Source organism: Rickettsia endosymbiont of Oedothorax gibbosus (genome assembly GCF_936269705.1).
In the GTDB taxonomy this organism is placed as follows: Bacteria; Pseudomonadota; Alphaproteobacteria; order Rickettsiales; family Rickettsiaceae; genus Tisiphia.
Genome location: NZ_OW370493.1, coordinates 2,373,647 through 2,388,326 on the forward strand (window position 1 = coordinate 2,373,647; position 14,680 = coordinate 2,388,326).

Here is a 14,680-nt window from a genome sequence, read left to right on the forward strand (position 1 = left end):
TTTGCTAGTATGAATTTTTTATACATTTGGATTCCATACTATGCAAATACCATCAATTACTATTGAGCAAGTAGCTCAGCAATTTAAAGCCTGGCGTCAAACTAAAACTAATAAGTTTGATCCTATACCAAACCATCTAAAGGAATTAGTTTACCAATTACTCCATCATTATTCTTACCAAGAGATAGCTAAACATCTTAATATTAATAAAGCAACAATCAGTTCAATTAAAAAAGCCCATGAGCCTACCCTCAAAACTTCTCCTGTCTCAACTTCAAATCAAGCTCTACAACAAAATATTAATTTTCTCCCATTTCAACTATTATATTCTATAGATACCGATCCTGTAGCTGCCCCCAAACAAAATCACTATACTTGTCACATTATTAAACCAAATGGTACCAAACTTATTATCCAAACACTAGAACCAAAAACCATAATTCAGACATTTTTATGTTGCAACTAACCCCGGCGTCAGTTATTTTTGTTACCACTATTGCCATCGATTTTCGCAAGGGTATCGATGGCTTAATCGCTGTTTGTAGACAAAAACTTTCTTCTGACCCTCTTAATGGTTCCTTGTTTTTATTCTATAATAAAAACAGAACTGCCATTAAAATTTTGTCCTTTGACGGTCAAGGCTTTTGGCTATGCTCTAAACGCCTATCCAAAGGTAAATTTACCGCAAAACTTTTCCCATCTGATAATTCATCTTATCAAATTTGTTATAGAACCTTACACATTCTTATTCATAATGGTAATCCTAGTTCTGCCAAATTCTCTAATGATTGGCTTCCTGTCGTTTAAGCTGCTGTCTCGATTAATTCCGTATTATTCATATATCTTGCATAGGCAAAAGGCGTATAATTCGCAGGACTCTTCTTTGCTTTGCTACTCTGCTCTTGTAGCCAATTTAAATATTTAAAGGCATTGATCTCGTTCTCACTACAAGTCTTTACTATACTATACAGACCACTATGTATCTCAGCACTATTGATTGTTTTAAAGAATAATGAATTCTTCCTTTGTAAAATAATGGTACGCAGCGATCTCTCAGCCCAATTATTATCAAGATTGCTAACTGGCATTTTGAGTCAAACCTTCTTTATTATTTATCCAATATTTCATAGCTTGTCCAAGCCTACTATTAGGCTCAACTTTCTTGTCGTTAAATAATTCGTCTATTTTGTTATATATGTTTTCTATATATTTACCGCTATGTTCCTGATGATACCAAAGTTTTTCTTCAGGACTCATCTCTTTACATTGATGTTCATTGTGGTAAATCCCTCGTGTTTGTTTGAGAAAATATCCGCATTCTTCAGGGTAATATAGTTCATTCTCTGTAAATTTTCTCTGACCATGTGACAAACAATTGATCATCACTATTATTGCCAGTAATTCTTGATCTGCTTCTGATAATACCGGGTTATTATTATTACTTGCGTCAGTCATTAATTGGATAGAATCTGTTCTATTCTTACGATTCTTTAGTACGTTACCTATATTTTCTCCACCATGCCTATTACCGGTAAAATATAAAACTATCACCTCATTATTTGCAGTCTTAGCACATATTGTAGTAGTATAACAGCTGCGTCCTTTCTTATTTTGAGTACGTAATTTCTTATTGGCTATAGTAATTTCTAAAATCCTAGCTCTAGTATCATCAAGGTTCAGTGAACTACATTCAGCAGCCATTTCCAATAATACCCCGTAAATTTCAGCTCCACCACCTTCTTGCCAAACATCTAAATATTGTTGCCAGAGCGAGCTATATGCCACAGGAACACCACTTAAACTTTGCAGCCTAGATAAACGGTAGAAAGGAGTGCCATAGGTCTTTTGTAACACTATTGCACTTCTGCTACTATTTGTCCATTTGTTGATATTTTTATTGTTCATAACTATATAATCACAAGCATTACAACGTAGCGTTTTCTTTACATATCTGTTGACTGTAATTGGAGCATTACCTGTAAATTGTAGCAATTTTCTAGCTTCACTATTATATAGTTTGCCATTACAACAGTGAGGACAGCTATCACCACTACAAAAATTCTCAGGAGTTAAATAGCTGGTATTCGCATCCTTATAATCATCAAACCCATATTTACCTTGCCAATTACTACGATCTATCTTTTTGGGCTTATCGCACTCTTCTTCATTACCACCATTCCCGTTATCAGATTCACTTGGCGGTTCTTTTAATGAATCTGAACTATCTTTTTTTTGTTATCTGCCTTAAAACCAATCAGCATTTCCTTAAGCTTATTTATACTGATATTTGATGATGCTAGCTTGTCTATTAGCTCATTACAAAATTTCACAAGTTCTACTATCGTTTGCTGTTCATCTCCCGTTAATGAACTTTCCTTGACGTGTTGTATTAGTTCTTCTCGTTCTTCAGCACTTAAGGTCGCTACTTTTGGTTTTTTCATTTGATTAATTATCATTATTATTAATATTTCAAATGTTATAATATAACTGGTACTTTTTCAACTAGTTTTTATTAATCGGTGATATTTGCATAGTAGAAACCCAAATTTATATAATAAATTCGTACTAGCAAAAAAATTAGATAGTGTTACGCAGTTTTGCTGCAAGTATACAATGAAAGAAAGAAATTGATTGAGCAAATTTTAACAATTATACCTAAGGAAATGATAGAGCTTATCCTTGCCGATCGGGAATTTGTTGGAGAAGAATGGTTGCAATATATGGTTGGAATCCAAAAATTACCTTTTGCTATTAGGCTAAGAAAAAGCGAGAAAGTCAAGCATTTCAACGGTGGCAAGATGAAGTTGAATAAATGTTTTGCCGATATGCAAATAGGTAACACTAAAACTATAGAAAGCAAAATTTACAATGGTATGGCAATTAAAATAACTTGTTTGCAATTAGAAAGAGAGCAACTATTTATTGCTAGTAATGTCCTTATTGGTGAATGTGCTTTGCTAGCATATAAGCAAAGGTGGAGCATTGAGCGATCTTTTCTGTCTCTCAAATCATCTGGATTTAATATTGAAGATACCCACATTACAGATCAAAAAAAGCTAGAAAAACTATTTGCAATAGTATCTTTATCCTTAGCTATTTGCGTGCTTGCTGGTGACATTAAGAACAAAATTTATCCTATAAAGATCAAAAAACATGGTCGTAAATTATACTCATTATTTACTTATGGATTTGATTGGATAAAAGATTATTTTTATAACTCGTTAAGTGATACCCCTGCTATGTTGTTTTCATTACTACGAAAACACATTATGATTGCTTTTCAACTTCAACAATAACTGTGGGGTACTATGCGTTATGATAAGTTTGTATAAAAATATTTATAGAATTCAAGAAAATACATACAAATCTTTAACAGAAAAATATATTATTCGTCTTAAAGTTGAGTGGATCACAATGCTAAAATTTCTCTATGTATCTATAATGTCATATTTGCAATTGCTGGCTAGGAGTCTGCCTGCGATAACTAATTAATTATATTTTGAGCTATTTTTCGGCGAAAATACAGTAATAGTCTTCTAACATATACTTGCAGTAAAACTGCAAGTATATGTTAAGATCTTAAAGGACAAAACTAGAATTTAAGCCTTGCACCAATAAGAGCAACAGTACCTCTAGTCTTTTTCTTAGGAGCTTCAACAAAATAAACTGGTCGACCTTTAGCTTGAAAATAAGATATTTCAGCATAAGGCAATAACCCTGGTGTTACTAAATATTGAGTACCAACACTTACTGAATCGACAGTATTTTTATATTTCAACGATCTAAAATAAGAAACACTTGTTTTCATAGGACCCTGCCCATAAGCAATTGCTCCATTATAATATTGTGTGTTACGACCAACTTTATGATACGTTTTTGAAGTCAAACTTTTACCTAAACTACCATAAGAAGCTGCACAAGAAATATTACCATAAGTAAAGACTGCCCCTAAATTGTAAGCAGTTAGATTTGATAGCTTATTTCTAGATAATACATTGCTATCTGGATCTAACACTATAATTTTATCGGCTGGTTTAGCATACTCCCCTGTAACAGCCACCTGTACTGATACATCATCTATAATTTCATATTTATAGGATATCCCAGCAGAAATCGCATCTTTGACATTCTGATTTATAATTATCTGATTGCCTTTGGCACCATTTACGCCTTGTAAATCTACTTTAGTTACCCCAACCCCTAATTTACTCAAACCCTTATCGTCTAAGTTTTTTAGACTACGATTACCACCAGTATTTGCTGAATCAGGAATATAAGAAATACCAAACTGAAAACCTTGCATTTCCGGGGTATAGTAAGAAACTTTTCTAGATGCCTCAGTTCCTTTGCTTATATCATCAAAACTATTGGAGTATGAACTTATCTGAAAAGTACCAGGAAAAGTATCAAATTCTGGTAGCTGACCTTGATACTTCATATTGTCATCATTTAATACGGCAAATTTAGCCCAACCACCAGCACCAGCCACAATTGAGCCGGTTCTAACACTCATGTTAGAACCGGCATCATGAGGAGTCCCTAACTCTACTTTACCATAATCTGTGTCTAAGAAAATATGAGAACCATTGTAAGCTGCAGAAAGTTTTGGTTTAGTGGTTGTTAATAAAACTATTTTGGCTCCAACTGTCACATCATTCAATTCTTGTTTGGCAGTAGCCATAAAAGCAGCTTCCGTATAAAATGCAAGATTTTTCCTATTATCAGTAATATTTTTACTTGTTCCTGACAATTTTCCTTGATTCCTATAACCAGATTGGAAACCAAAAAAACCTTCTAATTTTATTTCAGTATCTGAAGCAGCAGCATCAGCTGGAGTAGTGCAACCACTAGCAAATGCTATGCTTGAAAAACAAGAAAAACACAGTAACATTATTAATTTCTTCATTGTAACACCTAAATTTCAATTCTTTATCATATTATTTGCATTTGATCGGTATATTTTAAAGTACAGACCTATTTTCTTTATTAATTGTATTATAGCATAAGATAAATCCTTATGTAACTAATAACTTGCAAATAATTGTAATCGCTACCTAAATATACTAGCTTACTATGGCAAAATTACCATTATTAATGATAATTTTTAACTCACCTTATGCATATAGTCAATTAACCTGAATTAGTGCCGAATAAGCACCCATCGTGCTGTCTATTAGCGAGGAGACATAAGCCTCCGAAGCAATCCATTTAATAGTTTTTTGGATTGCTTCAATGCCACTAAAGTGGCTTCTCGCAATGACGTTAAGTTATTTTCTATATGACTTTTAAATATAGTCAATTCAGGAGAATTTGGGGCTAGGAGCGATGGAGCGACGCCTATAAGTAATAGGCGAGCATTGAGCGACAACGTCCCCAACTTCTCCTGAATTGACTATACCATGCGTAAGGTGAATTTTTAATTGTTGCTAATATCACAAAAATATTGTATTTATATGGATAAGTTGATTGTTGTGAAGAGCAAAGGTGGGGTTAACCCACCTTTTTTATTAACGCCTTTAAATATTTTTATTTTGTAATGAAAACTATAGAGCAACAAATTATTAATGCTATCCAGGATAACCTAAAAGACCTTGGGTTTGATTTAGTAAAAGTAACTTTAAAGGGTTCAAGCCATAAAGTACTTGAAGTATTAATAGATAGATTAGATGGCAATAAGGTAAATATAATAGATTGTCGTAATGTTAGTAGAAATATCTCGGCACTCTTAGATGTTGAAGATATAATTAATGATAAATATTTTTTAGAAATTTGTTCAGCAGGTATCGAACGTCCATTAATAAAATTTGAAGATTATACTAGATTTATCGGTAGAGAAGCTACCATAAAATTAAAAGAATTACTAAATGGTCAAACTCGATATCAGGGAAAGATAATTAAAGCTGAAAATAACAAAATTTATCTGAATAGTAATGGTAAAGATATAGTATTTTCATTTGATATGATAAAAAAGACTTCTTTGGTATTAACAGATGAAATGTTCAAAAATTTAATGAATAAAAAATCTTAAAAGGCAGTGACATTATGGTCAATATTGGTAACATAGAAATTTTACAGATCATAGAATCTGTAGCTAGAGAAAAGAACCTTCCTAAAGAAGCCTTGCTTTCGGCAATGGAACAGGCTGTACAGGCTGCAGGACGTAAAAAATATGGCAATGAACATAATATAAAAGCTGAAATTAACAGAAAGAATGGTAATATTAGTCTTTTTAGAGTCCTGAATGTAGTAGATAATGTAGAGGATCATTTTACTCAAATTTCTTTAAATGATGCTATCGAAAAGAAAGATGATGCTAAAATTGGCTATGAGATTTATGAACTCTTACCACCTATTGATCTTGGACGTGTTGCAGCTCAAACAGCTAAGCAGATAATAATACAACGTGTTAGTGAAACGGAAAGAGAAAAACAATATGAAGATTTTAAAGATAAGAAAGGTGAGATTTTAAACGGCATTGTTAAGAGAATAGAGTTTAATAATATTATAGTTGACCTTGGTCGTGCTGAGGCAATAATTAAAAAGGATCAGCTAATTAGAGGAGAAAATTTTAAGGTTAATGACCGTATTAAAGCTTATGTACAAGATGTAAGATTAGTGTCTAAAGGTCCGCTAATTTTTCTATCTAGAAGCGATGACCAAATGCTAATAAAATTACTTGAATTAGAGATTCCAGAGATTTATGATAATGTAATTGAATTGCGAGCTATAGCCCGTGATCCTGGGTCAAAGGCAAAAGTTGCAGTCTTCGCTTCTGACTCCAGCATTGATCCTATAGGTTCATGTGTAGGAATTAAAGGTAATAGGATTAGGGCTATTACTAATGAGCTTAATGGTGAAAAGGTAGATATAATATTATGGAGCAAGAATATTGCCCAATTTATTATGAATGCACTGGCTCCTGCAGAAATTGCAAAAATCGTCATCGATGAAGATAAGAATATGGTTGACGTAGTAGTCTCTCAAGATAATTTGAGTCTGGCAATCGGTAGAAGAGGTCAAAATGTTCGTCTAGCATCTAAGCTTATTGGCTGGAATATTAATATAATGACCGAAGATCAAGAATCTAAACGAAGAAGTGATGAGTTTCGTTCTGCTACCGAGTTATTTATGGAATCATTGGATGTTGAAGAAGTTATAGCCCAACTATTATCTGCTCAAGGTTTTACTTCTTTAGAACAGTTAGCTTCTAGTAAAATTGAAACTTTAATGAATATTGAAGGATTTGAAGAAGAATTAGCAGCTGAGATCATTGAGCGATCAATAAATTATGTAAATGCTAAGAATGAAAAAATTATTATTAAGCTTGAGAATTTAGGTGTTGAACAAGAATTAATTGATATATTGGATTTACAACCGGAATTTATATTAAAATTAGCTGAATATGGTATAAAAACTATAGAAGATTTGGGAGAATTAACAGTTAATGAGTTTAAATCATTAGTTACTAATTCTAATATGGCAGATAACGATATCGAATTACTAATTCGTACGGCTCGTATTGCTGATAATGAGCAAGTTGTTTGAAGTTGGGAAATTATATCCAACAGCGTTATTGCGAGTAAGACCGCATAAGCGTCAGTTTAAGAAACAATAATTGAGAAACCGTCATTGCCAGGAGTCCTTAGGTTGACGAAGCAATCCAGAAAGGTGATTAGAAATGGATTGCCACGACCTACTAGCGTGGTCTCGCAATGACAGAGGTGCTTTTACCCAAAAAATGTAATTGGAAGGAGTGCGTAAGCTTTAGCCATCATTGCGAGGAGACCATAGGTCGACGAAGCAATCCATAAATTGTCATTCCCGCATAGGCGGATATAAGGTTCTGTACGAAGTAAGAACGACACATTTTTGCTATTATGAATAATTTTGTAAATAATTTAATATTAAGTATTAGTGTTAAGGATTTTATTGATATAATTAAAATATTACCAGTAAAGCATTAGCAACAAAATTAGCTAATTCAGAATTGAGGTATATAGTCAATTCAGGGGAATTTGGTGCTAGGAACGATGGAGCGACGCCTATAAGTAATAGGCGAGCATTGAGCGACGACGTCACCAACTTCTCATCAATTGACTATATCTGATGATTATTCAGATAGCAAAACTATTTACAAAACTTTAGCATATATAATTGCTATTTAAAGGTTTAATATTTATGACGTATGACCAAGAACCTAAACCAAAGAAATTAACACTTGGTGGTTCAAAACTCTCACTTAACAAGCCCTCTCAACCTACTAATGTTACTAGGGGCTTTGTTAGTTCTGCAAAAACCATTGTAGAAGTCAGGAAGAGTAGCACTACAACTGGTGCTTTATCTTTTAACAAACTTTGGTCTAATGGTTCTACTGCTCAGAGTGGAGAATCTGCTGCTGGGGAGGAATTTAATAGACGGCTAACTATTTTAAAAAAAGCAGCAGAAGATGCAAAATCTAAGATTATCGATACTAAGATTAGTACTCTTAGTAAACTGGCAAGTATCAATCAATCTACGTCACAAAACGATTTAGAAGAAGATACTATAGAAAATACCCAGCCAGAAAATGTTCATTCTCAAACTCCGCAAAATGAGTCACAAAATATTGAAAATGATCCTGAGGTACTTCCTACGTTAGCAACTCCATCTGCACAAGATAAAAACCTATCTAAGCCATTTGTTAGATCACCAGTGATTGGTTCTCAAAGCCATTTCGGTGTTGCACTTGAAGATATTTCTTCAACAGATAAGGCTGATGATAATAAAATAGTAGTACCAAAGGTTAAAATTGAGGAGCCTAAAAAATTAAAAAAGGCAGATATTTTCAATATGCTTGATGCAGACGGAAGTAATAATGCCGGTAAGACTAGAAGCCTTGCCTCAATAAGAAGAGCAAGGGAAAAAGAAAAACGTAAAGCTTATCAACAAACACCCGACAAAGTGTATAGAGAAGTTATTATTCCTGAAGCCATTTCTGTCGGAGATCTAGCCAATAGAATGTCTGAGCGGGCAACTGATGTTATAAAAGAGTTGATGAAGCTTGGCATCATGGCTACGACCAGCCAAACAATCGATACAGATACAGCTGAACTTATTGCTACGACCTTAGGGCATACAGTAAAAAGGGTACAAGAATCCGATGTTGAGAATATATTGATTAGTGAAGCTGATAAAGAAGAAGATTTAAAGCATAGAGCTCCTATTGTAACGATTATGGGACATGTCGATCACGGTAAAACTTCGTTACTTGACGCTTTAAAATCAACTGATTTGGCAAGTCAAGAGGCAGGTGGCATCACCCAACATATTGGTGCTTATCGGGTAACATTGCCTGATGGTAGGGCTATTACTTTCATTGATACTCCAGGGCATGAAGCGTTTTCAGAGATGAGGACTAGAGGTGCTAAGGTAACTGATATAGTAGTTATAGTAGTTGCAGCAGATGATGGAATCAAGCCGCAAACGATTGAAGCAATTAATCATGCTAAGGCAGCAAATGTCCCGATAATTGTTGCAATAAATAAGATCGATAAGCCGGATATTAATCTTGACCGAATTAAAAATGATCTGTTAATGTACGATTTAGTTAGTGAAGAATTAGGTGGCGATACTATAATTGTACCGGTTTCCGCTTTGAAGAAAACTAATTTAGATAAGTTAGAAGATGCTATATTATTAGTGGCAGAAATGCAAGATCTTAAGGCTAACTTTAGCGGACTCACTGCTGGTGTGGTCATAGAAGCAAAAGTTGATAAAGGTAAAGGAGCTGTGGCTACTATATTGGTACAACGTGGTACTCTAAGAAATGGAGATATAGTAGTTGCCGGAACGAAATACGGTAAAATTAAGAGAATGAATAATGATAAGGGAGTGGATATTACCGAGGCAGAACCAAGTTTACCAGTAGAGATTTATGGTTTAAATGAAGCTCCGCGGGCAGGCGATCAGTTTAATGTGGTGCAGAATGAAAAACAAGCTAGGGATATTGTAGAATATCGTGAACGCCTGGCAAAAGAAAAGAAAATTTCTGTTACCAAAAGATCAAGCCTAGAAGAATTATTCCTAAAAGCCTCTGGCAACACTGGTATGATAAAAGAGTTACCGATAATTATTAAAGGCGATGTGCAAGGTTCGATTGAAGCAATTGTTACTAGCCTATTAAAGCTACCAAATGATGAAGTTCGTGTAAGAATTTTACACCATGCAGTAGGTGGAATATTGGAGTCAGATGTTACCTTAGCTAAAGCATCCAATGCTATTATTATTGGCTTTAACGTTAGAACTAATAATAATGCTTTTGTTATGGCAGAAAAAGAAAAAGTGGATATTAGATATTACTCTCTTATTTATAATTTACTAGACGATGTTAAATCAATACTCAGCGGTATGCTTTCACCAATTATTCGTGAGCAACATATTGGTACAGTCGAGATCAGGCAAATATTCACTGTCTCGAAAGTTGGAAAAATTGCTGGGAGTTATGTTACTAAAGGTACTATTAAAAGAGGTGCTAGGACTCGCTTGTTACGAGACAATATCGTTATTCATGAGGGAAAACTCAAAACTCTCAAACGTTTTAAAGATGATGTCAAAGAAGTTCATGAAGGCTTTGAATGTGGTATCGCTTTTGAAAATTATGAGAATATCGAACAATTTGATATTGTAGAAGTTTTTGAAATTATTGAAGAAAAAAAACAATTATTGTAAATGCAAAAAGTTTCCGATAGAGAAAAATCTTCAAGACAAAAAAAAGTTGCAACATTAATAAATGCAGCATTGGTGGAAGTACTAAGACGTGGTAAGATGTTAGATGAACGGTTGATTAATTGTCCAGTAACTATTACCAAAGTCTTAGTTACGGCTGATTTAAAAGTAGCAGATTGTTACTTTTTGCCGTTTAATACGGTTTTTAATAAAATACAACTTACTGAATCTTTAAATAATTCAAGATATGCTATACGAAATTTTATAACTGCTAAAATTAATTTAAAATATTCACCAGAAATTCGTTTTCATTATGATCACGGATTTGATAATGCCGATAAAGTTGATAAATTATTGAAGCAAGCTGAGATTAATCGAACTGATTAGGAAAATGGACTCAAACCTTACCCATCGCAAAGCAACAATTGCTGACTTAACAGTAATTATTAACCTTCTTTTAGAAGATGAACTTGGGCAAACAAGAGAACAATTTTCAGAAAAATTGGATCAAGCTTATATTGATGCATTCCACAGGATAGATAACGATCCAAATCAATATTTGATGATAATGGAAATGGATAAAGAAATCGTTGGCACTTGCCATTTGACCATTATGCCATCACTAACTTTCATAGGTTCAACAAGAATGCAAATTGAAGCTGTTCGCATTGCAAAAGACTATAGAGGGCAACATTTAGGCGAATGGATGATGAATAGTGCCATGAAGTATGGTAAATCAAAAGGGGTGTCTATTGTTCAGATGACAACTAATAAAAAACGTCCAAGAGCTAAGCAATTTTATGAAAAACTTGGTTTTAAAGCAACGCATGAAGGAATGAAATTATATTGGAAAAAAGAAAAAACATCATCTCATTAATTGACTAAATTATAATTAATTCTAGACAATATTATGAATTTATGAGATAATCTCAAATCTCAGTATAATTATTATGCTGTTAACACTCAAAATTATAAAGGAGTTATTATGTTAAAAGACTTAAGATTATCGTTAGAACGACAATTACCGGCAATTTCCAAAAATTTAAATTTTTCTTATCCGACATCCTCATTTTATCATACCACCATGTTTTGGTGTCTTAGCCATTAATCCATATTTTTCTACTTTTTAAAATTTTTATTACTATTTGCTTTTAGCAAGCATTTGTTTGTTTTTTTTATTGTTTTATCCTCTCGTCATTGCGGAGGTTTAACCATCCAACGTCATTGCGAGGAGCTACTTAGTAGCGACGAAGCAATCCATATAACAAGCTTCATGGATTGCCATGCTCACGTATGTTCGCTCGCAATGACGCCAGAAGGTATTGTCACGACCTACTTGCGTGATCTTGCTAATAGACACTTGAGGGGTGTTATAATCCTCATTTAAAAATAATAAATCTTAAATGTTCTGCTAAGAGTGACTTTTTTAAACTTAATATATCAGATTAAATCATTAACAATTGGTTTGATATAAAAATGCATTGAGGTTCACGATGAGTAATTGTGTTGATTTACTAGATATAGATAATCTAGATATCGATAATATTAAAGAAACTAAAATATTTCCTAAACACCTAAAACTTCTATTTTTCGTTGAAATGTGGGAGCGTTTTAGCTATTATGGCATGAGAGCTTTGCTGGTGCTATTTCTTACATCACATTTAGGATTTAGTGATGCTAATGCTTATGCCACCTATTCTTTATTTGCCGCTATTGGCTATGCCGGTCCGGTACTCGGAGGCTTTTTAGCTGATAAATTAATGGGATTTCGTAATATGGTAATAATTGGCGGTATAATTATAACAATTGGTCATATTTGTATGACTTTAGTAGGATCAGACCCAATTTTTGTATATTTAGGCTTATCACTATTAGCATTAGGAACAGGTTTATTTAAAGGTAATATTACAAATTTGCTAAGTTGCTGTTATAAAGAAAATGATCCAGATAGAGAAAGAGGTTTTACCTTATTCTATGTTGGGGTAAATTTAGGATCATTCTTAGCTTCTATTTCCTGTGGTTATGTGGCAAGTACTATTGGTTGGGACTATGGGTTTGGTTTAGCTGGTCTAGGTATGTTAATTGGACTTATTATATTTGTTAAATTTCAGAATTTACTAGGTAATAATGGTCTATCACCTTACCCACATCTCATGAAAAAAAGATTTTTCTTGAGGTCGAATCCTTTTACTATAATAATAGTAAGCACTATATTTCTAGCATTTCTTGTTTCTGAAATGTTAATATTTGCTGAATTTTTTGCTAATATGCTTAGCATTATAGGTTTAGGGGTATTTGGGATATTTGGCTATATTATATTTAAGTCTCCAACAATTCAAAGACAAAATCTAATTGCCTTATCGATGATGATCTTTTTATTAATGTGCTTTTTTGCGTTGGAAATGCAACTTGGGTCTCTTATTAACCTATTTACCGAAAGAAATGTGGTCAAGGAAGTATTTGGTACCATAGTTCCTGCCTCAGTATCACAAGCAATAAATCCTTTCTCTATAATAATATTTGGTTCTTTGTTAGGCACTTACATGAAGTTTGATAAGAAATATGCAACTTTAATGTTAATTTTAGGTCTTTTGACCTTAGTTGTGTGTTTCTTTATTCTTTATATCGGTTGCGTAAATGCTGATAGTAATGGTAAAGTAGGATATTTATATTTAGTAATTGCTATTTCTTTTATGAGTTTAGGAGAGCTTTGCATAGGACCATTAGTACAGTCCAAAACAACTTTACTTGCTCCAAAACACTTACGTGGATTTATAATGGGTATATTAATGCTATCACTGGCATTTTCAAATTTACTAGGCACTGTAATAGCAAAATTTATGTCGGTACCGTCTATCGGAGGAGAAGTAGATTTTATGGAGTCACTATCTATATATAAAGAAGGTTTTTTATATATAGCCTTCTTTAATTTAGGCATAGTTGTTATATTCACCATATTTTGCTCTATTTTCTTACATAGAGTCTTAACTAGACAAAGCCCTAGCTAACCCGCCTGTGTCATTGCAGGGAGCTACTTTACTAGTAACGCGGCAATCCATTTTTGTGTAACCCCTGCTCGACTTAGTGTCATCCCTGCGAAAGCAGGGATCTAAAATGCCCAAAAAGCCTGAGGTATTATAGATTCCCGCCTACGCGGGAATGACAAATTAGACGTGGGGATGACCATAGTACCCCACAGTTATTGTTGAAGTTGAAAAGCAATCATAATGTGTTTTCGTAGTAATGAAAACAACATAGCAGGGGTATCACTTAACGAGTTATAAAAATAATCTTTTATCCAATCAAATCCATAAGTAAATAATGAGTATAATTTACGACCATGTTTTTTGATCTTTATAGGATAAATTTTGTTCTTAATGTCACCAGCAAGCACGCAAATAGCTAAGGATAAAGATACTATTGCAAATAGTTTTTCTAGCTTTTTTTGATCTGTAATGTGGGTATCTTCAATATTAAATCCAGATGATTTGAGAGACAGAAAAGATCGCTCAATGCTCCACCTTTGCTTATATGCTAGCAAAGCACATTCACCAATAAGGACATTACTAGCAATAAATAGTTGCTCTCTTTCTAATTGCAAACAAGTTATTTTAATTGCCATACCATTGTAAATTTTGCTTTCTATAGTTTTAGTGTTACCTATTTGCATATCGGCAAAACATTTATTCAACTTCATCTTGCCACCGTTGAAATGCTTGACTTTCTCGCTTTTTCTTAGCCTAATAGCAAAAGGTAATTTTTGGATTCCAACCATATATTGCAACCATTCTTCTCCAACAAATTCCCGATCGGCAAGGATAAGCTCTATCATTTCCTTAGGTATAATTGTTAAAATTTGCTCAATCAATTTCTTTCTTTCATTAGTAGAAGAGTTGCCTTTTTTATCAAGTAACAACCATGCTATAGGAATTGAAATATTACCATATACAATGGTTGCAACAAAAAAATTCAAATT

15 protein-coding genes are annotated in these 14,680 nt (G+C 33.4%); 10 read left to right on the top strand and 5 right to left on the bottom strand.

Annotated features, from left to right (window positions below; translation table 11 throughout):
* The first annotated feature begins 40 nt into the window (after positions 1–40).
* Positions 41–466, top strand: coding sequence for a hypothetical protein (locus tag NBW66_RS13080; protein WP_250310639.1), 426 nt, complete (start codon positions 41–43; stop codon positions 464–466).
* On the top strand, positions 454–807 hold the full coding sequence (gene tnpB, locus NBW66_RS13085) for an IS66 family insertion sequence element accessory protein TnpB (RefSeq protein WP_250310638.1): 354 nt from the start codon (positions 454–456) through the stop codon (positions 805–807). Before NBW66_RS13080 ends, tnpB begins: the two co-directional genes overlap by 13 nt.
* Here tnpB and NBW66_RS13090 read toward each other — a convergent pair.
* The 3 genes from NBW66_RS13090 to NBW66_RS13100 all read right to left on the bottom strand — a co-directional run bounded on the left by NBW66_RS13090 (position 804) and on the right by NBW66_RS13100 (position 2,441).
* Complete coding sequence (locus tag NBW66_RS13090) at positions 804–1,088, bottom strand: IS66 family transposase (protein ID WP_250311030.1); 285 nt, start codon at positions 1,086–1,088, stop codon at positions 804–806. The two genes, tnpB and NBW66_RS13090, sit on opposite strands and share 4 nt — an antisense overlap.
* Positions 1,078–1,905, bottom strand: coding sequence for an IS66 family transposase (locus tag NBW66_RS13095; protein WP_250311243.1), 828 nt, complete (start codon positions 1,903–1,905; stop codon positions 1,078–1,080). The genes NBW66_RS13090 and NBW66_RS13095 overlap by 11 nt, the downstream gene beginning before the upstream one ends.
* A gap of 302 nt (positions 1,906–2,207) precedes the next feature.
* Positions 2,208–2,441, bottom strand: a complete 234-nt coding sequence (locus tag NBW66_RS13100) for a hypothetical protein (RefSeq protein WP_250310741.1) — start codon at positions 2,439–2,441, stop codon at positions 2,208–2,210.
* 186 nt (positions 2,442–2,627) lie between these two features.
* Here NBW66_RS13100 and NBW66_RS13105 point away from each other — a divergent pair, with 186 nt between their 5' ends.
* Entirely contained in the window at positions 2,628–3,296 is a 669-nt protein-coding gene (locus tag NBW66_RS13105) for a transposase (protein WP_284346773.1), read from the top strand.
* Between the two features lie 296 nt (positions 3,297–3,592).
* Here NBW66_RS13105 and NBW66_RS13110 read toward each other — a convergent pair whose 3' ends face one another.
* On the bottom strand, positions 3,593–4,906 hold the full coding sequence (locus tag NBW66_RS13110) for a porin (RefSeq protein WP_250311245.1): 1,314 nt from the start codon (positions 4,904–4,906) through the stop codon (positions 3,593–3,595).
* A 630-nt stretch (positions 4,907–5,536) separates the two neighbouring features.
* Here NBW66_RS13110 and NBW66_RS13115 point away from each other — a divergent pair.
* The 7 genes from NBW66_RS13115 to NBW66_RS13145 all read left to right on the top strand — a co-directional run bounded on the left by NBW66_RS13115 (position 5,537) and on the right by NBW66_RS13145 (position 13,712).
* Positions 5,537–6,028, top strand: a complete 492-nt coding sequence (locus NBW66_RS13115; RefSeq protein WP_250311246.1) for a ribosome maturation factor RimP — start codon at positions 5,537–5,539, stop codon at positions 6,026–6,028.
* Positions 6,029–6,042: 14 nt separating this feature from the next.
* Positions 6,043–7,545 (top strand): transcription termination factor NusA, encoded by a 1,503-nt coding sequence (nusA, locus tag NBW66_RS13120; RefSeq protein WP_250311247.1) that lies wholly within the window; start codon positions 6,043–6,045, stop codon positions 7,543–7,545.
* 442 nt (positions 7,546–7,987) lie between these two features.
* Positions 7,988–8,107, top strand: coding sequence for a palindromic element RPE2 domain-containing protein (locus NBW66_RS13125; protein ID WP_250311248.1), 120 nt, complete (start codon positions 7,988–7,990; stop codon positions 8,105–8,107).
* Positions 8,108–8,178: 71 nt separating this feature from the next.
* Positions 8,179–10,707 (top strand): translation initiation factor IF-2, encoded by a 2,529-nt coding sequence (gene infB / locus NBW66_RS13130; protein ID WP_250312207.1) that lies wholly within the window; start codon positions 8,179–8,181, stop codon positions 10,705–10,707.
* Positions 10,708–11,091, top strand: coding sequence for a 30S ribosome-binding factor RbfA (rbfA, locus tag NBW66_RS13135; protein WP_250311249.1), 384 nt, complete (start codon positions 10,708–10,710; stop codon positions 11,089–11,091).
* 4 nt (positions 11,092–11,095) lie between these two features.
* A complete protein-coding gene (locus NBW66_RS13140) occupies positions 11,096–11,581 on the top strand; it encodes a GNAT family N-acetyltransferase (RefSeq protein WP_250311250.1) in 486 nt (161 codons plus the stop codon).
* 616 nt (positions 11,582–12,197) lie between these two features.
* On the top strand, positions 12,198–13,712 hold the full coding sequence (locus NBW66_RS13145) for a peptide MFS transporter (protein ID WP_250311251.1): 1,515 nt from the start codon (positions 12,198–12,200) through the stop codon (positions 13,710–13,712).
* A 191-nt stretch (positions 13,713–13,903) separates the two neighbouring features.
* Here the strand turns inward: NBW66_RS13145 and NBW66_RS13150 are convergent, their stop codons facing one another.
* Entirely contained in the window at positions 13,904–14,677 is a 774-nt protein-coding gene (locus tag NBW66_RS13150) for an IS4 family transposase (RefSeq protein ID WP_250311252.1), read from the bottom strand.
* Between the last annotated feature and the right edge of the window lie 3 nt (positions 14,678–14,680).